Below are 21,744 nucleotides of genomic sequence, written 5' to 3' on the forward strand. Positions count from 1 at the left end.
AGCGTTGAAGAGTAAGAGTCGACCTAGGTCGACTCTTTTTTTGATTAGAACATAGAACCGGCAGTGGAGTGGCGACCCGAGATATAGTCTTGGTAGAAAAAGGGATCTTGCTTGTCACAAATACCGTGATAAGGCTTACCGGTAACACCCAACATGTAGGCGCTTTGTGCACAGTAGGCTAACTGCCCATTAGCGTAACCATTTTCATAAGCGAGATAGAGCTGTGGCGTCAGCAAGCCAGCGCTATCGCGTTTCGCCAATGTGCTTGACGACTGTTTGAGCCAACCATTTTCTGCACGTTGTTGACCGAACTCATACCAATCTTGCTCAAGATTCGACATGGGTAGAGGCTGTCCGCTGCAACCAGCGAGCAACAGTAGAACCAAAGCCATCACACTTTTCATCACATTCTCCTTAGTCGTCGCTCGCCCAGAACAGCAAGCCACGCTATACCTTTTGACACCAATCACCCGACGATATTCGCACATCAAGTTGACTGCTATCTTGATAAATATAGATCCAGGCTAAGCCAAATGGCGTGTCAATTTGCTCACGTCGATAGGTAACAGGCACATCTTCTAACAAATCGAGCTGCTCTAACGTGGCTTCGTCGACCAAATACACTTCGCCAACAATGGAATCTCTTCCCTCTATTACGCCAGGATAGGGACCGAGATCATAAAGGCTGTAAATAGGGTCCGTAGTGTGGCGCCCAAGTAACTGAGCGCTGGCCAACAAATGATGATTGCACTCGCCATAGCGCAACGTTCCGTAGACAAAAACCAAATGTTGCATCGCAGCCTCCTACCGCTAATTAAATTCAAACTGATACAGCACATCAACCGCGCTATCAACACCAGAAATCGCTTCGAGATAGAGATCCTGCATTAAACGATAGCGCACGGTAAATTCCCCCACAGAGTCAAAAATACCGACACCATATTTCACTTGAAGTCCTGGTAAAATATAGCCACTGACCGTCACTTGCGAATCGTCTCCCGATCCGGCCGTATCGAGTTGCAAATCTTGCACACCAAATGCTTCACCAATTTCCCCGACCACACGACCACTTTTGGCTAAACTCAACCCGATTAAAGTGGTTGTCATGGCGTTGCCTCCCGCCTCACCATCAATGTCTTGCCCACGCAACAAGTAAGAGAGTGCGTTGGCTTGTGGCATCGCAGGTTCAGAGAAAATCGTCACCGTCGGCTCGCTGGCCGGACCGGTGACCTTGACCCCTGCAGTCACCTCATCTTGGGTATTGTCAGGATTCCGAATAGCACTAATCTGCACATAAGGTTGGTCTACTGGGCCATTCATCAGGATCTTACCTTCTTCAATCAGTAAGTCTTGACCAAACGAACGATAAGAGCCATCGGTAATATTAATTTCGCCAGTAACAAACGGGCCTTTGTCTTGCTGAGCAACGTTTAGTCGACCAACTAAGCCGCCCTCAAGGCCAAAAGCAGATAATTTGAAGTTGTCACCGATAAGAATATTGATATTGGTTTCAAGAGCAAAAGGGACACTGCTCTGCTGCTCAATCGGCTCTAACTCATCATTGAGGATAACTTGATCTTTCGATACCGCCACCGCGCTTGGGGGGAGGTCTTCTACCAGGATCCTGCCCCAAGGCAGAGCAATGTCACCATCAATCCGCGCAAAATTGGGCGTGGCTGATATCGTCATATCCGGTTGAACTTTGACCTTGACCATCGGCGGTAAATCAACCACCAGCTCTTCGGCAAAGACACGTAATTGACTGCTCCAATCATTGATATCCAGCCAGTCAGCATCACCTGACATCTCGAGTTTCCCATCAGGCGTATTTAGCGCCGCCGCGAGCGTCGCTTGATACCCAGAGAAGTCGATCACCACCCGTCCCGAGTCTACTTCGACAGGTGAGATTTCACCTTTGAGTCTAATCTGATCTACCAGAAACTTCCCCGTTACTTGTGGCTGCAATGCTGGCCCTTTAATCGCTAGGTCAGTTGAAATTTGCGACTTAAGCTCACTAAACTCACCGATAATCGGCGCAAGAAAATCGAGAGTAAACGTGGTCAGTTTAACACGGCCATCTAACTGCTTATCTTGGCTTAGCACATCCGCAATCGTGACATTGCCCGAGACATCACCGTTGTCAGTCACATCCAACAACCAATCGGCTTGCAGTTGGTTATTGTTGAGTAGCGCATTCAACTCGACTGATTGCCACCCCACCGTGACCGCTTGTTCTAATTGTTGAGTCACCGAGCCTTGTAAGGACTGAACAGCAGCCTTGAGATATGGCGGCGCGTCTGGTGACCATTTCGCAGCCAGCTGTGCGTTAACTCGCCCTGTGACTTGAGTCTCGCTGGGGAACAACATCGCGATTTGGTCAAAGTCGAACTCTTGCAGTGACAGCAAGGCCGTACCACTTTGGCCCACTTGAATGTCCTGATCGAGACAGAGCGAAGATTGTGCCTGCGACCAACAATGCGCCGCAACGGCGATTTGCTCGGTCGCCATATCAACGCCCAGTTGAGTCGCTTGATTTAATCGCCACTCTCCCTGCTCCGATGACACCGACATGCGTTTTAATCGACCGCTCCAGTTCAGTTGTGGCTGAGCGGTTAATGAACCGTTCAGCGCCAAACTGATGGAAGCAAGGTTAGAGTTTACATCCAGCTTCAGGTCATGCTGTGGCTGAGATCCCGTCAACAACAAGCTGATATCGTCGATAAGGTAATCTTGATACCGAGCATTGGCGACCTTCAGTGCCAATCGGCCCTTCAGCTCCGGAAAAGGACTGAGGTTACCATTGAGCCGAACCTTGTCGACTTGAGCTTGTTGTTGCCAATCTAGCTTATCCAGCGTCAACGCCAATCCGACCTTGGGTTCAGTCAGTTGCCCGCGCAGGGTGACGTTACCTCGCGCTCGGCCTTGTAAGTCAGGCACGGTTTTTTCAAACTCTGGAATGTTCATCGCCAGATCCATCTGCCACTCTTGAGCCAGCTCGCCTTTTGCCTCCACGGTGTTGGGACCATGAGACAACACCAAACGAGGGGTGCTGACCATAAACTCCCCTTTACCGGCCGGATCTGCGGCGCTAAGTGCCCCCTCTATATTGAGTGGATACTGACGCAACAAGCCGTCAATATCGAGCATAGGGACGTCTACCTGCCACCCTCCTTGTTCGGTAAGCTGACCCTGAGTCGTCAGTACGCCACTGATATCGCCTTCGGCTTGTGGCCACTGCATACCTGGTTTGATGTGGCTAAGATTCAGATTCGCCGCCCAATTGATCGGCGCTTGCCAGTTGGCCATCGCGTCGCCACTGACCTCACCACCGAGTGTGGCCATCTCAATATGATTGAGATTAATTTGCGACAGGTTGCCTTCTCCTTGGAGAGAGAGTGCCAGATCAGGGATTGCTTGCCCCTTGATATCACTGTTCAAGCTCAGGGTGTAATCATCCAATGAGCCTTGCGTTTGCAGTGACTCTAGATTAACGAAGTACTCGCCTTGACCAACCAACGGCCACTGAGCCACAACGTCAGTTAAGCGAAGGTCGAACGGAACATTCGCTGTTAATGGCTGAAGTTGAGCTTCAAGCTGAGCCTGAGCAAGCCCGCTCAACGTCGCTTGTAGGTTCAACTCAGCGACACTCCCATCAGCGGCAAGCGACACGGTTTGCCCTTTGGCTGTCGCGTCCTTAATCTCAGCGTCTAAGCGTAAGCTAAGCGGGTAGCCCCCCGTCAGTTCGACATCGCTCGCCAGCTCAGCATCAATCTGTGGCATATCAAGAGTGAGCTTTTTCACGCTGACCCGCGACTCGCGCGCATTGGCGACAAGCCCCAACTGATTGATGACAACTGGCGTGGCCTGATCAAGCACAAAGTCTTTCACATCAATACCGACCAACTCCAGTTGCAGCGGCAAGACCACTTGCGGCAAAACAAAGTCTTGTTCCGGCTCAATCGTGGATGATGAATGAGCAGCAGAACCTGATTGAGGCGTCGATGCCTCTGCATCAGTTTCAGCTAACCGAATACGCACCGATTCAAGTAAAGTTTTGTTTATTCTAAGACGATTGCCTTGAAACGATGCTCCGGTACTCAATAACCCCCACCGAACATGGTGACCCAAGAGATCAAGGTCAACGTCTGTTAATACCAGACGGCTCAGTTTGACGGGGATCGGCGATGTGATGGAGCGCTGTGGTTGTGGTGGATCCGATTCGCTCTGATTGGATTGGCTTGGCGCCAGTTCGGGCAGGGAAAAACGTAGGCCATCTAAGCCAAGCTCATCGATACACAAGCCTGGTTCAGTGAAACAGGCTGGGTTGAGAGCCAATGTGATTGAGTTGGCTTGGGTAGTGATATTGAGCGTTGAATCATTGAAGCTGACTCCATGCAATGTAAAGCGGGGCAGCAACGCGCCCTGAGTAGACTCGATTTTCAACTGCGGCAACGCTTGTTGCGCGCCCCAGACTATCAAGTTTAACCCTGGGTTGGTCAACAGCACCACCGCCAGTATAACCAACACTAGAGTTAAGACACTCGCGATGGAAAGCGACAACCACTTCGACCACTTCACCAACCGTTTGATCATAATTCAGGCCCCAGAGTGAAGTGAATCTTAAACTCGTCACCCGGCGCGGCATCTAGCCCCCATGCAAAATCGAGACGAATCGGCCCAACCGGCGAAGCCCAACGTATCCCTACCCCAGTACCCCGCTTAAACTCTGGTTTTTCGTTGAAGGCGTCACCAAGGTCGTAAAACACGGCCCCCCACCAGTTACCGTGAACGCGGTATTGATACTCCAAGGATGTGGTTGCCATGTATTTCGCGCCCGTTAACGCGCCACTGGCATCTCTAGGAGAGATAGATTCGTAGCCGTAGCCGCGTAAATTGTTATCGCCACCAGCAAAGAAACGCAACGATGGAGAGAGTTTGTCAAACTCATCCGCAATATTTGCCCCTCCATCAATGCGGAAGATCCCACGGTGATTGCCGCCAAGACTGCGAATCCAAGTCATCCCCCCCATCAGTCGAGTCACCCGAGTTTCAGACAACATACTCGAGTCACCATACTCAACGGTAAGAGTCTGGCGATCGCCCCACATAGGCATGGTGCCACCGCGAATACGACTACGTGAAAACGAGATGCCCGGCAGCACAAACTGCCCGGTATCATCTTGTAAACCCTGTTCATAATTTTCGATCAAATACCGCACAAACAGAGTGCGATGCCAGCCATTGTCCAACACCCAATGTCGCTCTAAAGCAAGATTAGACTCTAAGCTCTTCGTGTCGCGGCTATCGAGTTTTTTCATCCCATACTGGATGCGATAGTACTCTCGCAACACATCGTCGAGCGGTATCCGATAACCTGCCGTGATCGTTTGCTCAGGCGCAGAGAGCGAGAAACTGCTATCAAAGCTGTGCCCGCGACTGTTCACCCAAGGTTTTTTCCACTTTAAACTCCCACGCACGCCCACATCCGTTGAATAGCCTAACCCTGTCTCAAGTTGATTGCGCGCTTGTGGGGCCAGAGAGATTTTCATCGGTAACTCTCGTCCTTGTCCCAACTTGCTCAGATCAGGCTCAACAAACACCGACGAAAACCAATCGGTGTTAGAGAGGTTTTGATTATACTCACCGACTTGAGAAACGAGATAAGGTTCGCCACGCTGATATGGTGCCAGGGATTCAACCCGCTCTTGGTCAATTTGACTGCCATGAATGGTGCTTTCACCGAAGTGGTAACGAATGCCGCTATCGAAATGAAGTCGAATAAAAGCCTGATTGAGATCCGGTGATACCTCTAAGCGACTCAGCGTGTAGTTCGCTTCAAAATAGCCCCGCTGTAAAGCCAAGTTACGTAGGTTACTTTTTAGTGCATCATATTGACTATGGATAAGTGGTTGGCCCACTTTTAAACCACTTTTTTCAATGGCAGCGGAAAAGTCTTTGTCTGTGCTCGCTTCGCCGCTGACCTGAATGTCCACTTCTTCAATCAGCACCACCGGACCAGGCTCAATAGTCACTGTCACCCGAGTTTGATCCTCAGAGACATCAAACTCATAACTAGGATGATAGTAACCGAGTGCATTGAGGGCTTCGTTGAAGTTACGCTCTAAACGCGCTTTAAAGCGCAAGCTCACTTCATAGTCTTGTTCGGGAATAGCCGATAAGTAGGCATCCACATTATCCCGTAATGCCCCCTCTATACCTTGAATCTCAAGATCAACGCTCTGCGCCCAGCTCATGGGGGCCAAGCAAAGTAGTGAGAATAGAACTGGTAAAGAGTGTCGGATCATGATTAATTATCTGCTTACATCGGTTATCAGAATAATACCGCCTGTACAAATAGAAGTCTGTATGAAAACAGTCAATTAGACGGTCTATACAAAAAATGACGAGTTAAGGATGTGTATCATGCTCAACAAACAAACCCTAGTATCGGCAGAGAATGCGTTACCAGGACGAAACGAAACCATGGCGATCACAGATAGCCACTTCGTCAATCAATCTAGTTTGACAGCGGAGCCACCCCAAGGTTGCGAAAAAATCTTGTTTGGCATGGGGTGCTTTTGGGGCGCAGAACGCCTGTTTTGGCAGTTAGAGGGCGTACTCAGTACCAGTGTTGGCTATGCTGGCGGGTTCACGCCCAACCCCACTTATCAAGAAGTTTGTAGCGGTCAAACCGGTCATGCCGAAGTCGTTCGCGTCGTATTTGATCCCGCGGTCATCTCTCTAGAACAACTGCTGCATACTTTTTGGGAGCGACACGACCCGACTCAAGGTATGCGCCAAGGGAATGACTTGGGCACCCAATACCGCTCCGCCATCTATGTTTACAGCGACCAGCAATGGGACACAGCGCTTGAGTCCAAACAAGCGTATCAAGCTTTGTTGGGCGCCAAAGCGGGCGACATCACGACCGAAATCTTGCCAGCAGGGCGCTACTATTATGCTGAAGAATATCATCAACAATATTTAGCCAAAAATCCTCAAGGTTATTGCGGACTAGGCGGTACGGGGGTGTGTTTTCCACCTCAAAACTAAAAAAGTCGCCTACGGGCGACTTTTATCATCAGATGTTTGTTTACGCTGACAAGGCATCGATCGCCTGATTGATCTCTTTAAATGTCATCAGTTTCTGTTGATCATTAACATCTGGCAGCAACACCTTGCCATTATCAAAATCAAACTCCCCGACGCCTTGAATGGCAAACTGTCCTTTAAACAAAGTTTTAACAAATCGAGCAATCTGTTGGGGACGGTAATTGGTAAACTCACGCAGCATAACGACTCCAATATCCTTCTATGAGGCGACCAATAGTGGCCGCAGCGTTCTTATCCTTAGAACTTGAGTGGATTATACCGTATCAAAGTCGAATGTGTACTAATTTGTTAACAAAATGATCTTCGCTCACGCTATGCCAATCGATTTTTACCGACTAGAAAAGTTTCGGTATATACTTTTTGCGCTTACATAAGAGGAACAACATAATGAAAATCAAAACCCTACTTGCTCTCGTAATCGCATGCTCTCCAAGCTTTGCGTTTGCTCACAACATCACCCTAGGTCAATCCGTACCAGAGGTTGAGGTCACCGCTTATGGTGAAGTGACACTAAACGGTGACGACACAAGTTTTCAAACTTGGTCTAGCCAAGATATGCTCGGTAAGGTACGCGTCATTCAAGCAATCGCTGGACGCAGTAGCGCTAAAGAGATGAACGCCGCCTTGATGAGCGCCATTACTGACGCTCAGTTTGCCAAGCAGAGTTACCAAACTACCACCATCATTAATCAAGACGATGCGGTTTGGGGAACAGGCTCATTTGTCAAATCGTCCGCTCAAGACAGTAAAAAAGAGTTCCCTTGGTCATCAATCATCTTAGATGAAGAGGGCAGTGTCGCCCAAACCTGGCAATTAGCCGAAGAATCATCGGCCATTATTGTCCAAGACAAACAGGGCAAAGTTCTTTTTGTCAAAGAAGGCGCGCTAAACCAGCAAGAGATTGAACAAGTGCTGACCCTCATCAAACAACACATCTAATCACTCAAGTTAGACTTCGCCTTTCAAATGGAATTGTTATAGTATAACAGTTCCATTTTTTTACTCTCGGCTTGTGGTTTATCGTGAAACGTTTGGCTATCCCACCCTTGTGCTCAAAGATGATTGCCTGCTTGGCGATCGCGATGGTGCTATGGTTAAACGCCGCGTACCTTGACCACCAATATGACCTTGCCAGCGCTCATCATGCCGAGCACCATTGTCAACTGTTTGCCACTGGCCTGCATGGTACTAGCGCCGCAACGCCAGGTATCGTTTCGATGCCTATCAGCAGCGAGATTGAGCGGCTGACACCTTATCATTACTCCCCCATACTGGTGTTTGCCTATTTGGCACGCTCACCGCCTGTCCTGAACCATACTTAATGATTACTGCCTCAGCAGCCGTAACAACAAGGCTGTAAACCATCGATTAAATATTTCAGGATAAACAATGAAAAAACTGACTCCTATCGCTTTTGCCCTAGCCTTCACTTCCAGCACTTTCGCGCACGCTGACGAGGGCTTTCGTCAACACGATGCTCATGTTCACGGCCAGGTTGAGTTCAACATCGCCCAAGATGGCAATGAGCTTCTATTTGAAATCACCGCTCCGGGTGCAGACGTGGTCGGTTTTGAGCATGCTGCGCAAAACACAGATCAGCAGCACACCCTCGATAAAGCGCTAGCGACGCTGCAGCAAGCAGACAATGTGTTCACCATCGCCAACAGTGCGGGTTGCGAGCTTGAATATAAGTCGATCCGTCATACTCCGGGTGAGAGCGATGAACACCACGACCACGACCACGACCACGACCACGACCACGACCACGACCACGACCACGACCACGACCACGACCATCATGATGACCATGCTGACGACAACCACAAGCACCATGAACATGATCAACACGATGAGCATGAAGACCATGAGTCGCACTCAAGTCATGGAGAATTTACGGTTCAATACCACTATCAGTGCCAGAATATACAAGCCATTGATAACGTTGAAACCCAGTGGTTCACACTCTTCCCGGCGACTGAGTCAATCAAGGTCAACATCCTGACAGACACGAAGCAAGCCGCACTGGAACTAGGTCGCGGCCAAAACACCATCTCTTTCTAACCTTGTTCAGGCGGCTCAGTAAGGATGGGCCGCCTGAGATATGGGAGACTAAATGGACAATCAACAACACCAATCCGTCGTTGATCTAAACCACGTGAGCTTCACCTGGCCGGGTAACAGTCAACCGACACTGGACATTCGCTCACTAAGCGTGAAGACAGGTGAACACCTTTTCATCAAAGGACCAAGCGGCTGTGGCAAATCGACTCTGTTAGGTTTACTCACCGGTATCCATACCGCCAATCAAGGTAAGGTTTCGGTATTGGGTCGCGACCTTTCATCGATGACAGGCAGCCAAAGAGACCGGTTCCGTGCGGACAACATAGGCTATATATTTCAGCAGTTTAATTTACTTCCTTATCTGAACGTGATTGAAAACGTGATGTTACCTTGCCAGTTCTCATCTGCCCGTCGTCGACAAGTCAGCGGCGATTTAGCCGATAAGGCCCGCGTACTGTTACAGCAGTTACATTTACCCCGCACTCTGCTCGATAAACCCGTGACGGAACTGAGTATCGGTCAACAACAACGTGTGGCTGCCGCACGAGCTCTGATTGGCCAACCCAAAATGATCATTGCTGATGAACCCACATCCTCACTCGACTTTGATAATCGCAGTGCGTTTATTGAATTACTCTTAGAACAAGTCAATCAAGCCAATTCTACGCTGCTGTTCGTCAGTCATGACCCAACCTTAGAAGCTTGCTTTGATAAAACCATTAACCTTCAGCAACTTAATTACGCCGGAGGTACCCAATGACGCCAACGCTGACTCTAGCCCTCAAAAGCGTTCGCAACCGCAAAGTGACTGCCGTATTAACGATCCTGACCGTCGCTATCTCGGTGATTTTACTCCTCGGTGTCGAGCGTATTAGAACCCAAGCTAAAAGCAGTTTTGCCAATACAATTTCAGGCACTGACCTAATCGTGGGTGGTCGTTCTGGTCAGGTAAATTTGCTGCTTTACTCGGTATTTCGTATCGGCAATGCAACCAATAATATCGATTGGAAGAGCTATCAAGAGTTTAGCCAACACCGCTCGGTTGACTGGGCGATTCCTATTTCACTGGGGGACTCACACAAAGGCTTTCGCGTGATGGGGACTAACCATCGCTATTTTGAGCATTATCGCTACGGCCAAAAACAGAACTTGGCTTTTCGTCAGGGACGAGAGTTCGACGGCCTATTTGAAGCGGTGATCGGTGCAGACGTTGCCAAACAGCTCAATTATCATGTAGGGAGTGAGATGGTGATTGCGCACGGTATTAGCGATGTCGGTTTCAGTCGCCACGATAATCTTCCTTTTGTCGTGGTCGGCATTCTTGCGCCTACCGGAACCCCTGTAGACAAAACCGTTCATGTCTCTTTGCAAGCCATCGAAGCCATTCATGTCGGCTGGGAGAGTGGTGCCAATTTAGGTAACACTCCAACTGCCAGCCAACTCGAAGCGATGAACTTTGAACCCAAGCAGATCACTGCAATGATGCTGGGACTCAAATCGAAAATTCAAACCTTCGCGCTGCAGCGTCAAATCAATACTTACACCAAAGAACCGTTAAGTGCTATTTTACCTGGCGTAGCTTTACATGAGCTGTGGGGAATGATGTCTGTCGCCGAACAAGCTTTGATGGCGGTGTCGGTGTTTGTCGTCATTGCTGGCTTGCTTGGCATGTTGTCGAGCCTGTTGACGAGCTTGCAAGAGCGGCGGCGAGAAATGGCAATCCTCAGAGCGATGGGCGCAAGGCCACGACATGTGTTTAGTTTGCTGATTTTAGAGGCCAGTGCTCTGACACTGATTGGCGTAACGGTCGGCACTGCAGGCTTATATACGCTGTTGGCGTTTGCCGCCCCGTTCATTCAACAGACGTACGGCATCAACTTAGCTTTAGTCGGCTTATCTCATTACGAATTTATGCTACTTTTGGCCGTGCAACTGGCTGGAACCTTAATTGGCTTTATCCCCGCCTTGCGGGCTTATAAACAGTCTCTTAGTGACGGAATGACAATTCGAGTTTAAACAATGAAATTTATCTCTCTACTACTCACTACATTAATGATTTTTGGCGGGACAAGCCTCACTGCCTATGCAGATGAGCCACTCAAATTAGAGTGGATTGACTTGATCCCAGAAAGCGAACGTAATCAGTTCGACTCGTATGGCATGCCCGCTGTCGACCACTCAGGCGACGTGATGCAACAATCCAAAATTGGCGGGGTCAGAACGGAGCTTAATGGTAGCCAAGTGAAAATTCCGGGCTTTGTCATCCCATTGGAAGGCGATGAAAATCGGGTCACCGAATTTCTACTGGTTCCCTATTTTGGTGCCTGTATCCATGTTCCGCCACCGCCGCCCAATCAAATTATCTATGTGAAGTTTCCCAAAGGAGCACCGGTACAAGAGTTGTGGGACGTGGTTTATGTGATAGGCACACTCAAAACAGAAACCATTAGCCATGAATTGGCAGAGACGGGGTATGTCATCCAAGGCACTGAGATCGCCGAGTACGATGATATGTAAATGTGAATAGAATGAGCGACCTGTTAGCGCCCTTTTTAAGCTATATAGCGAGAAAGATAACCAAGCACCGCTAGGTAAAGCAGTAACAATAGGGCGATTGACAGGTGCTTCTTCAGTTTATTGTCATTAAAATACTTCATAAGCCCTCACAATTAATGATAACAATTTTAACAACTTGTTATCATTTATGGTAGCGATATTTTTATAAACTGGCTCACACTCTTTCTGTGGCGGGTTCACGGGTTCCGAGGTACAGTTAATACTCCAGTTAAGCATCTGATGGCGAAGGAAATAGCATGTCTGAAACCAATAAGCCCGTTGTTATCGAGCACGAAGCTGAGCAACCGCAGCGGCGTGAAAAGAAGTCGAGCTACATTAAAGACAGCGCTAGCCGGGTGCTTAATATTGCACAGACCTATGGCCTCGATGCCCTGTTGCAAACTGACAAACCCGAAAAAAGTACTCTTGAACGCGCGCTCATTCGCGAACGAAAGCGCAAAGAGCTCAGGCAGAAAAACCTCGAACAAATTCTCAAACTTGCCCATATTTCCTGTAAAGATGAAACCGCTGGCGACCCAGACCAAGACTGGCTGTATCGCTACTTCGATATGGCGCAAGAAGTTCACAACCACGCCATGCAGCGCTTATGGGCACAGGTACTCAAACGCGAAGTCACCAACCCGGGCTCAACCTCAATGAAAGCGCTCAAAGTCCTCCAAGACATGACCCCGAAAGAAGCGCAAATTCTTCAACGGGCGGCAGCGTTGGCGTGCAGTTTTGGCGGGGATAATAGCCGAAAGTTGCTGGTCGGCTATCGAGCGCAAGGCGGAATCTTCAGTTTTGGCAAGCGTTCAACCACCAGCAATATCAATGTAGGGAATTACCAACTCCCCTACTCGAGCCTGTTGGTATTATTTGAACTCGGCCTGATGCATGGTACTGAGCTTGAGTCAGGCGAGATAGAACTCGACTCTCCATTACCCTTGTTATACCAAGGCAAACAACTCGCTTTGCAAGCACATAGCAAGGGCGTTCGCTTGATCTACTATCGCTTTAGTCCCACCGGCAATGAATTATGTAAATTGTTGGGCAACAAACCCAATATGCAGTACTACGACCAACTGGTTGCCATGTTGAGTCAGAAATTTACCGCCAGCACCGAAGCCTCTCCAAGCATCGATACAACCGCTTAAGACATCTCTTGCCGCATAAAAAACGCCAACCTAATTAGGTTGGCGTCATAAAACATGGGTAGCCTAAATAATTGCAGTGGCAGCTAGGTCGCCGTGAAGTCCTGCCCAATGAAAATAGGAGATCTATTCGATTTGGGTCAACTTACGCAGTCAACAACGCTGCCGCTTCAAGTATGACGGCGATTAAGCTTTGAACGCTTTAAATGCGTTGATCAAGCCGTTCGTCGAGCTATCGTGCGAGCTGATTTCAGACTCGTCGGCAAGCTCAGGCAGAATTTGGTTCGCGAGCTGTTTCCCTAGCTCAACCCCCCACTGGTCGAAGCTGAAGATGTTCCAGATAACACCTTGTACGAAGATCTTATGCTCGTACATCGCAATTAGGTTACCGAGAGTACGCGGAGTGATCTGCTTAACTAGAATAGAGTTAGTTGGGCGGTTACCTTCAAACACTTTAAATGGTGCTAACGTCGCCGCTTCTGCTTCGCTCTTACCTGCTTTGGCAAATTCCGCTTTCACTGTTTCTTCCGACTTACCAAACGCTAACGCTTCTGTTTGGGCAAAGAAGTTAGACATCAGTTTCTGATGATGGTCACCCGCAGGGTTGTGGCTAATGGCCGGTGCAATAAAGTCACAAGGGATCAGCTTAGTGCCCTGGTGAATCAACTGGTAGAACGCGTGCTGGCCGTTAGTGCCAGGTTCACCCCAGATGATTGGGCCAGTTTGGTATGTCACTGCATTACCGTCTCGGTCAACGTATTTACCGTTAGACTCCATGTTGCCTTGCTGGAAGTAAGCCGCAAAGCGGTGCATGTACTGATCGTAAGGAAGAATCGCTTCCGATTCAGCGCCATGGAAGTTGTTGTACCATAGGCCAATCAAAGCGAGGATCACTGGAATGTTGCTTTCTAGTTCCGTTGACGCGAAATGGTTATCCATCTCGTGTGCACCATCAAGTAGCTCAACAAAGTTGTCGTAGCCAACAGCAAGAGCAATAGAGAGGCCGATGGCAGACCATAGCGAGTAACGACCGCCAACCCAGTCCCAAAACTCAAACATGTTGTCTGTGTCGATACCAAATTCAGATACGGCAGTCGCATTCGTCGATAACGCTGCAAAATGCTTAGCAACGTGAGCCTGATCGCCCGCTGATTCTAGGAACCAGTCACGAGCAGAGTGCGCGTTAGTCATGGTTTCTTGCGTGGTGAATGTCTTCGACGCAATTAGGAACAGCGTTGTTTCAGGATCAACTTTCTTAAGCGTTTCAACGACATGGGTGCCATCAACGTTCGAAACAAAGTGCAGGTTTAGGTGGTTTTTGTATGGCGCAAGAGCTTCTGTCACCATGTAAGGCCCCAGGTCAGAGCCGCCGATACCGATATTCACGATGTCAGTAATCGCTTTACCCGTGTAACCTTTCCACTCACCACCGATTACACGATCAGTGAATGATTTCATTTTTTCTAGCACAGCATTGACAGCCGGCATCACATCTTCACCGTCAACCACTACAGGTTTGTTGCTGCGGTTACGCAGTGCCGTGTGCAATACTGCGCGATCTTCTGTTTTGTTGATCGCTTCACCACTGAACATCGCTTCAATCGCTGCTTTCAGCTCAGTTTCATTTGCTAGAGCAAAGAGGTGTTTTAGCGTTTCTTCATTGACTAAATTTTTTGAGTAGTCGACGAGAATATCTGTGCCGAAACGTGCTGAGAACTTATCAAAGCGAGCTGGATCTTGAGCAAACAGCGCTTTCATATCCATATCTTGTGCCGATTCGAAGTGCGCCGTCAGCGCTTTCCAAGCTTGTGTTTGCGTTGGATTGATATTTTTCAACATGGTACCTATCCCGATGTTACAGTAGGTTCTATTCCATACAGTCTAGCGAAAACTGGTGGAATCCCCGATTAAGCAAAATAATAATATTAGGTATGTTTAGGCAAAATGCCACTAAACTACCTTTGTAATTTTTTTTCAAGCGTACATTATGGCGCAGGTGAGTTACCCTCACATTGAGTTAGGTCACGTTCCCTGATCCAAAAGTGAACAACAACCTAAATCACGCTAAGAATCTTAACACTAACCTTGATTAAGCTTAACCATTTGTCACAACACTTCTAGGATAGTTCTGTTTATGTGGACACAAACAACACTCCACCTTCGGGCGCGACCACGCGGGTTTCATTTGATAACCGATGAAATTGAACAACAATTGCCGCAGATTGCTGACTATTCTGTGGGAATATTACAGCTATTTATCCAACATACCTCAGCCAGTTTGACCATCAATGAGAACGCCGATCCCACGGTAAGAGATGATATGGAAAAACACTTCAACCACTTTGTTCCAGAGCGTGCGCCTTACTACCAACACACATATGAAGGCGACGACGACATGCCCGCGCACATCAAAGCGTCCACGCTAGGGTGTAGTGTGATGATTCCAATTTCAAATGGTCGACTGGCGTTAGGTACTTGGCAAGGCATATATTTGGGTGAGCACCGCAACTTTGGAGGTTCAAGAACCCTTATTGCGACAATTCAAGGGGAGTAACATGGTTCGCACCACTGGCTGAAGATGCCTAGAAAGGTTGGTTGATCATCACACGAAAAGTGCTTTCATCGTTACCCTGAGCCATTTCAGCACGAACGACGATTCCCTCAACCTGAAAGCGTACTGCGCCACCTAAAGTCCACTTCATTTCGCTATGTAGGGTTTTAACGTCGTACTCATCAGCGACGCGCCCTACCTCAGCAAACAGAACCCATTGCCACCAAGGCAAATCGTAGTAGTTAACGATTGGAATACTATCAAGGGGCTGCCAATCAGGTACGACTCGGTATTCCGCCGAGTAGTGCACCGCTGAGCGGCCATGGTAGCGACCACTGGTGTATCCTCGCAGACGATACAAGCCTCCTAATCGAACCTGGTCTTGTTCCGGCGGTTTTACACGGTTCCAGCTTGGAGTATCTGCCGTGTAAAAATCAAACGCTAAGACTTGCTGATTAAATAACTCACCCAAAGGTCCTAGCGCGTAATACTGACTAGTTTGAAAAGCCCATTTCGTCCAGATATCTTCGCTCTGCCAGCGCTCAGCGCCTAACGTCACTTCCAATGAAGAATGTGAGCCTTTGGTTGGATTTCTCACACTATCGCGGTTGTCCCAATCAAATGTCAGCTCAATCCCTGTCGCTTTCTCTGTTTTGGTTAGGATTTCCAAGTCCCGCGAGGAGTAGAACGGCGTCAAGACAAGTGAGCTCACGCCAGACTCGACAGGTGAAGCAAAATTGACATCTCGAACCGGTTGGAAGGCGCCCATCAAGCCGTCGTTTTTAACACTGCCCCAAGGTAGCAAGTATTTAAACTCAAACTGATAATTCTGCTCAAACCCGTTAGTCATTGTTTGATGACCCGTTTGCGAGTCGTTACGACCCTGCTCGCCCAAGTAATACGGGCTGTCATTAAACTGAGCGTGATACATCTGAGTACTAAACAGCAGATTATTAGATAGCGCATAGTTAAAGGCAGAAACAAATCCAACATAGCTGTCTTTGTCTGAATAGAGCGCCATACCGAACAGAGCGGCCTGTGGCTGACCCACCCCTTTGGCTACCCCGGCAACCCCAAAGGTATGACCCAGTGTGTCACTACTAAAATAAAAAGGCAGAAATGCCGAGTCTTTCTCAGTACTTAACCCAGGCGCGCAAACAAAAAGACTGGCAACCACTGCCAGCCTTCTCAGTAATTGGGAGGACATTAGCTTACTTCGAATACTCCATCTCAACCCTTGAGGTCAACTTGGTCACCAACTCATAGGCGATCGTACCAATATGTGAGGCCACCTCTTCAACGGGCAACGCTTTTCCCCATAAGGTCGCTTCGTCACCCACGTTGTCGGTCGCATCAGGTCCAAGGTCGACAGTCAGCATGTCCATTGAAACTCGCCCTGCTATTGGCACCTTGCGACCATTGACCCAAACAGGCGTACCATATGGGGCCATTCTTGGATAACCATCTCCGTAACCAATCGCGATCACGCCCACTTTGGTGTCACGCTCACTGGTCCAAATACCGCCATAGCCAACGCTCTCACCCGCTTTGACATCACGCACCGCAATTAGATGTGATTTAAGCGTCATCACGGGCAGGTAGCCCATTTGCTGAGCGGTTGTGTCACCAAACGGGGACACGCCGTACATGATTATACCTGGCCGCACCCAATCGAGCTGGCTATCAGGCCAAGCAAGTAAGCCCGCAGACGCCGCGAGAGAACGCTCACCTTCACACCCCTCGGTTAAAGACATAAACAGCTCGGTTTGCTCGTTAGTGGTCGATTTATTCAGTTCATCAGCACAACCAAAATGACTCATATAACGCAGCGGCTTAGCGACGTTACGACAGGCTTTTAAACGACTTATAAAATCTGGATACTGCTCTGGCCGAACACCGAGACGATGCATCCCACTATCAATTTTCAGCCAAACCACCACAGGGGTATCTAACTGAGCCTGCTCTAGGGCAACGAGCTGCTCTTCACAATGAACAACCGTCTGAATATTGTTGGTCACTAACACAGGCAGATCGCCCTGTGAGTAAAACCCTTCCAACAGCAAAATGGGGGTGACCACTCCACAAGCACGCAACTGGAGAGCTTCTTCAATACGTGCCACGCCAAACGCATCGGCACCATCGGCACTTTTAGCAATATGACGCAGGCCATGGCCATAGCTGTTCGCTTTCACCACCGCCATCACTTTGCTATGCGGCGCTTGACGTTTAATCTGTGCGAGGTTGTGCTTGAGTGCCGCCAAATCGATGTAAGCGGTCGCCGCTTTCATGTGGGTCATAAGTTACTCATCGTCCATATCGAATGCAGGGCCTGCATAGTTGTCAAAGCGTGACCATTGACCTTGGAAAGTCAGTCGCACCGAGCCGATCGGGCCGTTACGCTGCTTACCTATGATGATTTCCGCTGTACCTTTCATCGAACTATCTGGGTTGTACACCTCATCCCGATAGATAAACATGATCAAGTCGGCATCTTGCTCGATAGAGCCCGATTCACGTAGGTCTGAGTTAACAGGGCGCTTATCGGCGCGTTGCTCAAGCGAGCGGTTAAGTTGAGACAACGCCACAACTGGCACATTAAGTTCTTTGGCAAGCGCCTTTAACGAGCGGGAAATTTCGGCGATCTCAAGCGTACGGTTTTCGGTTAATGACGGTACGCGCATCAACTGAAGGTAGTCGACCATGATCATCGATAAGCCGCCGTGGTCACGGGCAATGCGACGCGCGCGTGAACGCACTTCTGTCGGAGTCAAACCAGAGCTGTCATCAATGTACATATTCTTCTTCTCCATCAGAATGCCCATGGTAGAAGAGATACGCGCCCAATCTTCATCATCGAGCTGGCCGGTACGGATTTTGGTTTGGTCAACGCGCGAAAGTGACGCCAACATACGCATCATGATCTGTTCTGCCGGCATCTCTAGCGAAAAGATCAGCACTGGTTTTTCCTGCTCCATCGCCGCATTTTCACACAAGTTCATCGCAAACGTGGTTTTACCCATCGAAGGACGTGCAGCCACGATGACTAAGTCAGAACCTTGCAAGCCTGCCGTTTTCTTATTTAAGTCGGTAAAGCCAGTATTGACCCCTGTTACGCCGTCTTGCGGGGTTTTATACAGCAGCTCGATTCGTTCTAGGGTCTTCTCCAGGATATTGTCGACGTTCTGCGGGCCTTCATTTTCGTTGGTGCGCGATTCGGCAATAGCAAAAACTTTACTCTCAGCAAGATCGAGCAAATCTTCGGAGTTGCGGCCTTGAGGATCGTAACCGGCATCGGCGATTTCATTCGCGACACCAATCAGGTCACGCACCAGAGCACGTTCAGCGACAATATCCGCATAGGCATTAATATTGGCCGCACTCGGCGTATTCTTGACCAGGTCGGCAAGGTAAGCAAAACCGCCGACGTCTTCAAGTTGCTCGCGCAGCTCGAGGAACTCAGAGAGCGTAATCAGATCGAGGGGCTTATTATCTTCAAGTATCGCTTTGACTGCTTCGAAGATCAGGCGATGTGGACGGCTATAGAAATCTTTGGCTACCACGCGCTCAGCCACCGTATCCCAGCGCTCGTTGTCGAGCAGTAAACCGCCGATGACCGACTGCTCTGCCTCCAGTGAGTGAGGGGGGACTTTGATCGCATCAACTTGTGCGTCGCTAAACTTTTTGTTTCGGTAATCTACTTTCGATTCAGCCATGGTATTGCTCAACAACTTGCTCTGGACCGCTAATTATAACGAGAATGGCGCTGATGTCTGTAGCCAGAACTGACTTTGTCGGATTCCCATCCAGATTTTACCTGTTGTTGACGGTAACCTTATCCTTTGGCTCTACTATTATCCCATTATTTTTTCTATCTTGAGGTCGTTAGTGTCTAAACTTTGGCTTTTGAGCTTGGGACTATTCAGCTCAATGTATGTATATGCCGATGAACAAGGACAGAACCACTCGGATATTGAATTGCCCTCGCCTTGGGAAACTGAGGTCGAATTTGGCTATCAAGCGCACACTGGCAACTCTGACTCACGCTCACTGAACTCGCGCCTCAACGCCGAGTATGTCTCAGGCCGCCATCGAACCAGTGGCGAATGGAAGTTCTACCTGCTATACAAAGATGGCGAGGAAGACAAGAGGCAGTCTAGTTACAGCGCGCAAAGTGACTACAAGCTTACGCCCAAAACATACCTTTACAGCAGCTTCCGCGGCGTTGATTCACTTTATAGTGCTTATTTTAAGGATTACACCCTATCAGGTGGTTTAGGCTATCAATTTTCAAACACGGATACCTTCGTGTTTGAGCTCGAAGTCGGTCCCGGCTTTCGTTATCAAGAGCCAAATCTCGATGAGATTGATGATGATGACATCATCTTTCCTGAAACCGTTCGTGAAGGAATTTTCCGCGGTAACATCAATACTCGTTGGCAAGTGTTGGACAGTCTATCTATCTCTGCGGATGTCACTATCGTCTCAGGCCATAGCAATACTCGCACCGACACTGACCTCAGCGTCACCAACAACATTACCGAAGACATTGCACTCAAACTCGCGCACTCACGCCAATATCACGATAAAGTCCCAGAAGGACTGACCAAGGCTGACTCTATATTTTCAGTCAACCTGCTGTTTTTGTTTTAGCCGCATCCCAAACGATAGACATAAAAAAAGCACCTGCGAACAGGTGCTTTTAAAATACGTCTTGATACTGAATTATTCAGCAGCAACAACTTGTAGGTTAACTGTCGCGAACACTTCAGAGTGAAGTTGAACGCTGATCTCGAACTCACCAGTGTTACGTAGTGCGCCTTCAGGAAGACGAACTTCGCTCTTAACCACTTCAACGCCAGCTGCAGTGATTGCATCAGCGATGTCGCGAGTACCGATTGAACCGAATAGTTTACCTTCGTCACCAGCTTTAGACGCGATAACAACAGCTTCTAGAGCGTTAACTTTCTCAGCACGAGCTTCAGCAGCAGCAAGTTGCTCTGCAGCTTTCGCTTCTAGTTCAGCACGACGTGCTTCGAACATTTCAACGTTAGCTTTAGTTGCCATAACTGCTTTACCTTGAGGGATAAGGAAGTTACGAGCGTAGCCAGATTTAACGTTAACAGTTTCGCCTAGAGCACCTAGTTTGCCGATTTTATCAAGTAGAATAACTTGCATTGTTTAATTCCTCTTTTTAAAAACGAACCGATTACTGATGCTTGTCAGTGTACGGTAGTAGAGCTAGGTAGCGAGAACGTTTGATCGCGCGAGCTAGTTGACGTTGGTATTTAGCGCTTGTACCAGTGATACGGCTAGGTACGATTTTACCAGCTTCAGTGATGTAGTTTTTAAGAGTTGCTACGTCTTTGTAATCAATCTCTTGTACGCCTTCTGCAGTGAAACGGCAGAATTTACGACGACGGAAGAAACGAGCCATGGGCTATCTCCTGATCTTAAATTTGAGTAATGTTGTCGGCATGCAGCACCAATTTTCCCACACCATTTCGGCCGGTTTGATAGGTGACAAAGCCCCCTACCTTAATGCTACTGCCTTGTACTAAATTCTGAGTGAATGCTTGTGACCTTTGCCCGCTAACGACTACCGGCATACGACAATACACTTGTCTCGGTAGGTCAGCTTCAATGACAGTAGAGCGATGCTCTAACCAAAATCGACAGTGTTCAATGCCACTGGGACTTTTACTCCGAACGGGCGGTTTGGCGATAGTGCCAGATAGCTCCATTCGATTGGTCATAAGACAAATTACTCAGCAGCTTCTGACTTAGCTTCAGGCTTAGCTTCAGAACGCTCTTCACGACGTGGAGCACGCTCTTCTTTTTGCTTAAGCATGATAGATTGCTCAGTGATCGCTGCTTTAGTACGCATGATCATGTTACGTAGAACTGCATCGTTGAAACGGAAAGCAGTTTCTAGCTCATCAATTACAGCTTGGTCAGCTTCAACGTTCATTAGAACGTAGTGAGCTTTGTGAAGCTTGTTGATTGGGTAAGCCAGTTGACGGCGGCCCCAGTCTTCTAGACGGTGGATAGTACCGCCAGCTTCAGTGATTGAACCAGTGTAACGCTCGATCATGCCAGCAACTTGCTCGCTTTGATCTGGGTGCACCATGAATACGATTTCGTAATGACGCATTGGTTGCTCCTTACGGATTATTCAGCTTCCACAATTGGCTCAGTCATCCAGAGGAAGCAAGGAACTAAAGATAATTGACTGAGTTTAAGGAGCACGAATAGTACAGAAACAAACCAGTTTAGGCAAGCAAAATGTGACGTAAAACAAGCCCGCCCGCTATT

23 protein-coding genes are annotated in these 21,744 nt (G+C 48.6%); 10 read left to right on the forward strand and 13 right to left on the reverse strand.

Features of this window, described 5'->3' with window-relative positions; all coding sequences use genetic code 11:
• Positions 1–44 precede the first annotated feature (44 nt).
• The 4 genes from FCU94_RS11970 to tamA are packed head-to-tail and all read right to left on the reverse strand — an operon-like array spanning position 45 to position 6,305.
• Positions 45–404, reverse strand: a complete 360-nt coding sequence (locus tag FCU94_RS11970) for a DUF2799 domain-containing protein (protein WP_176288764.1) — start codon at positions 402–404, stop codon at positions 45–47.
• 43 nt (positions 405–447) lie between these two features.
• Entirely contained in the window at positions 448–795 is a 348-nt protein-coding gene (locus tag FCU94_RS11975; RefSeq protein ID WP_176288765.1) for a gamma-glutamylcyclotransferase family protein, read from the reverse strand.
• A gap of 15 nt (positions 796–810) precedes the next feature.
• Positions 811–4,593 (reverse strand): autotransporter assembly complex protein TamB, encoded by a 3,783-nt coding sequence (tamB, locus tag FCU94_RS11980; protein WP_176288766.1) that lies wholly within the window; start codon positions 4,591–4,593, stop codon positions 811–813.
• Positions 4,590–6,305: an autotransporter assembly complex protein TamA gene (gene tamA, locus FCU94_RS11985; RefSeq protein ID WP_176288767.1), complete on the reverse strand. Its 1,716-nt coding sequence runs from the start codon at positions 6,303–6,305 to the stop codon at positions 4,590–4,592. The genes tamB and tamA overlap by 4 nt, the downstream gene beginning before the upstream one ends.
• A gap of 118 nt (positions 6,306–6,423) precedes the next feature.
• On the opposite strand from tamA, the gene msrA reads away from it, so the two are divergent.
• On the forward strand, positions 6,424–7,053 hold the full coding sequence (msrA, locus tag FCU94_RS11990; RefSeq protein WP_176288768.1) for a peptide-methionine (S)-S-oxide reductase MsrA: 630 nt from the start codon (positions 6,424–6,426) through the stop codon (positions 7,051–7,053).
• A 40-nt stretch (positions 7,054–7,093) separates the two neighbouring features.
• On the opposite strand, the gene FCU94_RS11995 is transcribed toward msrA, so the two are convergent.
• Entirely contained in the window at positions 7,094–7,294 is a 201-nt protein-coding gene (locus FCU94_RS11995; RefSeq protein ID WP_176288769.1) for a DUF1107 domain-containing protein, read from the reverse strand.
• A 206-nt stretch (positions 7,295–7,500) separates the two neighbouring features.
• On the opposite strand from FCU94_RS11995, the gene FCU94_RS12000 reads away from it, so the two are divergent.
• From FCU94_RS12000 to FCU94_RS12030, 7 genes are all read left to right on the forward strand, one after another.
• A complete protein-coding gene (locus tag FCU94_RS12000) occupies positions 7,501–8,052 on the forward strand; it encodes a YtfJ family protein (RefSeq protein WP_176288770.1) in 552 nt (183 codons plus the stop codon).
• 83 nt (positions 8,053–8,135) lie between these two features.
• Positions 8,136–8,435 (forward strand): DUF2607 family protein, encoded by a 300-nt coding sequence (locus tag FCU94_RS12005; RefSeq protein ID WP_441351742.1) that lies wholly within the window; start codon positions 8,136–8,138, stop codon positions 8,433–8,435.
• Between the two features lie 67 nt (positions 8,436–8,502).
• Entirely contained in the window at positions 8,503–9,174 is a 672-nt protein-coding gene (zrgA, locus tag FCU94_RS12010; protein WP_176288772.1) for a zinc uptake protein ZrgA, read from the forward strand.
• 52 nt (positions 9,175–9,226) lie between these two features.
• On the forward strand, positions 9,227–9,934 hold the full coding sequence (locus FCU94_RS12015) for an ABC transporter ATP-binding protein (protein WP_176288773.1): 708 nt from the start codon (positions 9,227–9,229) through the stop codon (positions 9,932–9,934).
• Positions 9,931–11,190 (forward strand): ABC transporter permease, encoded by a 1,260-nt coding sequence (locus FCU94_RS12020; protein ID WP_176288774.1) that lies wholly within the window; start codon positions 9,931–9,933, stop codon positions 11,188–11,190. Before FCU94_RS12015 ends, FCU94_RS12020 begins: the two co-directional genes overlap by 4 nt.
• 36 nt (positions 11,191–11,226) lie before the next feature.
• The gene (locus tag FCU94_RS12025) at positions 11,227–11,691 is read left to right on the forward strand and encodes a DUF3299 domain-containing protein (RefSeq protein ID WP_255199262.1); all 465 of its coding nucleotides are present in this window, start codon (positions 11,227–11,229) and stop codon (positions 11,689–11,691) included.
• A 296-nt stretch (positions 11,692–11,987) separates the two neighbouring features.
• The gene (locus FCU94_RS12030) at positions 11,988–12,884 is read left to right on the forward strand and encodes a TIGR03899 family protein (protein WP_176288776.1); all 897 of its coding nucleotides are present in this window, start codon (positions 11,988–11,990) and stop codon (positions 12,882–12,884) included.
• Between the two features lie 183 nt (positions 12,885–13,067).
• Here FCU94_RS12030 and pgi read toward each other — a convergent pair whose 3' ends face one another.
• Positions 13,068–14,720 (reverse strand): glucose-6-phosphate isomerase, encoded by a 1,653-nt coding sequence (pgi, locus tag FCU94_RS12035; protein ID WP_176288777.1) that lies wholly within the window; start codon positions 14,718–14,720, stop codon positions 13,068–13,070.
• 295 nt (positions 14,721–15,015) lie between these two features.
• On the opposite strand from pgi, the gene FCU94_RS12040 reads away from it, so the two are divergent.
• Positions 15,016–15,435, forward strand: a complete 420-nt coding sequence (locus FCU94_RS12040) for a secondary thiamine-phosphate synthase enzyme YjbQ (RefSeq protein ID WP_176288778.1) — start codon at positions 15,016–15,018, stop codon at positions 15,433–15,435.
• 28 nt (positions 15,436–15,463) lie between these two features.
• On the opposite strand, the gene FCU94_RS12045 is transcribed toward FCU94_RS12040, so the two are convergent.
• The 3 genes from FCU94_RS12045 to FCU94_RS12055 are packed head-to-tail and all read right to left on the reverse strand — an operon-like array spanning position 15,464 to position 19,145.
• Positions 15,464–16,639, reverse strand: a complete 1,176-nt coding sequence (locus tag FCU94_RS12045) for a BamA/TamA family outer membrane protein (RefSeq protein ID WP_176288779.1) — start codon at positions 16,637–16,639, stop codon at positions 15,464–15,466.
• A 4-nt stretch (positions 16,640–16,643) separates the two neighbouring features.
• Positions 16,644–17,720 carry an alanine racemase gene (gene alr / locus FCU94_RS12050; protein WP_176288826.1) on the reverse strand — a complete coding sequence of 359 codons (1,077 nt, stop codon included), beginning with the start codon at positions 17,718–17,720 and terminating at the stop codon, positions 16,644–16,646.
• A gap of 12 nt (positions 17,721–17,732) precedes the next feature.
• Entirely contained in the window at positions 17,733–19,145 is a 1,413-nt protein-coding gene (locus FCU94_RS12055; protein WP_176288780.1) for a replicative DNA helicase, read from the reverse strand.
• 172 nt (positions 19,146–19,317) lie between these two features.
• Here FCU94_RS12055 and FCU94_RS12060 point away from each other — a divergent pair, with 172 nt between their 5' ends.
• Positions 19,318–20,082 carry a DUF481 domain-containing protein gene (locus tag FCU94_RS12060; RefSeq protein WP_176288781.1) on the forward strand — a complete coding sequence of 255 codons (765 nt, stop codon included), beginning with the start codon at positions 19,318–19,320 and terminating at the stop codon, positions 20,080–20,082.
• A gap of 72 nt (positions 20,083–20,154) precedes the next feature.
• On the opposite strand, the gene rplI is transcribed toward FCU94_RS12060, so the two are convergent.
• From rplI to rpsF, 4 genes are read right to left on the reverse strand one after another with little or no spacing between them, the layout of a single operon-like run.
• The gene (gene rplI, locus FCU94_RS12065) at positions 20,155–20,607 is read right to left on the reverse strand and encodes a 50S ribosomal protein L9 (RefSeq protein ID WP_176288782.1); all 453 of its coding nucleotides are present in this window, start codon (positions 20,605–20,607) and stop codon (positions 20,155–20,157) included.
• Positions 20,608–20,638: 31 nt separating this feature from the next.
• A complete protein-coding gene (gene rpsR, locus FCU94_RS12070; RefSeq protein WP_000090472.1) occupies positions 20,639–20,866 on the reverse strand; it encodes a 30S ribosomal protein S18 in 228 nt (75 codons plus the stop codon).
• Between the two features lie 16 nt (positions 20,867–20,882).
• A complete protein-coding gene (priB, locus tag FCU94_RS12075; RefSeq protein ID WP_176288783.1) occupies positions 20,883–21,185 on the reverse strand; it encodes a primosomal replication protein N in 303 nt (100 codons plus the stop codon).
• An 8-nt stretch (positions 21,186–21,193) separates the two neighbouring features.
• A complete protein-coding gene (rpsF, locus tag FCU94_RS12080) occupies positions 21,194–21,583 on the reverse strand; it encodes a 30S ribosomal protein S6 (RefSeq protein WP_041154705.1) in 390 nt (129 codons plus the stop codon).
• Positions 21,584–21,744: the final 161 nt, after the last annotated feature.

Source organism: Vibrio sp. JPW-9-11-11, from assembly GCF_013369335.1.
Taxonomy (GTDB): Bacteria; Pseudomonadota; Gammaproteobacteria; order Enterobacterales; family Vibrionaceae; genus Vibrio.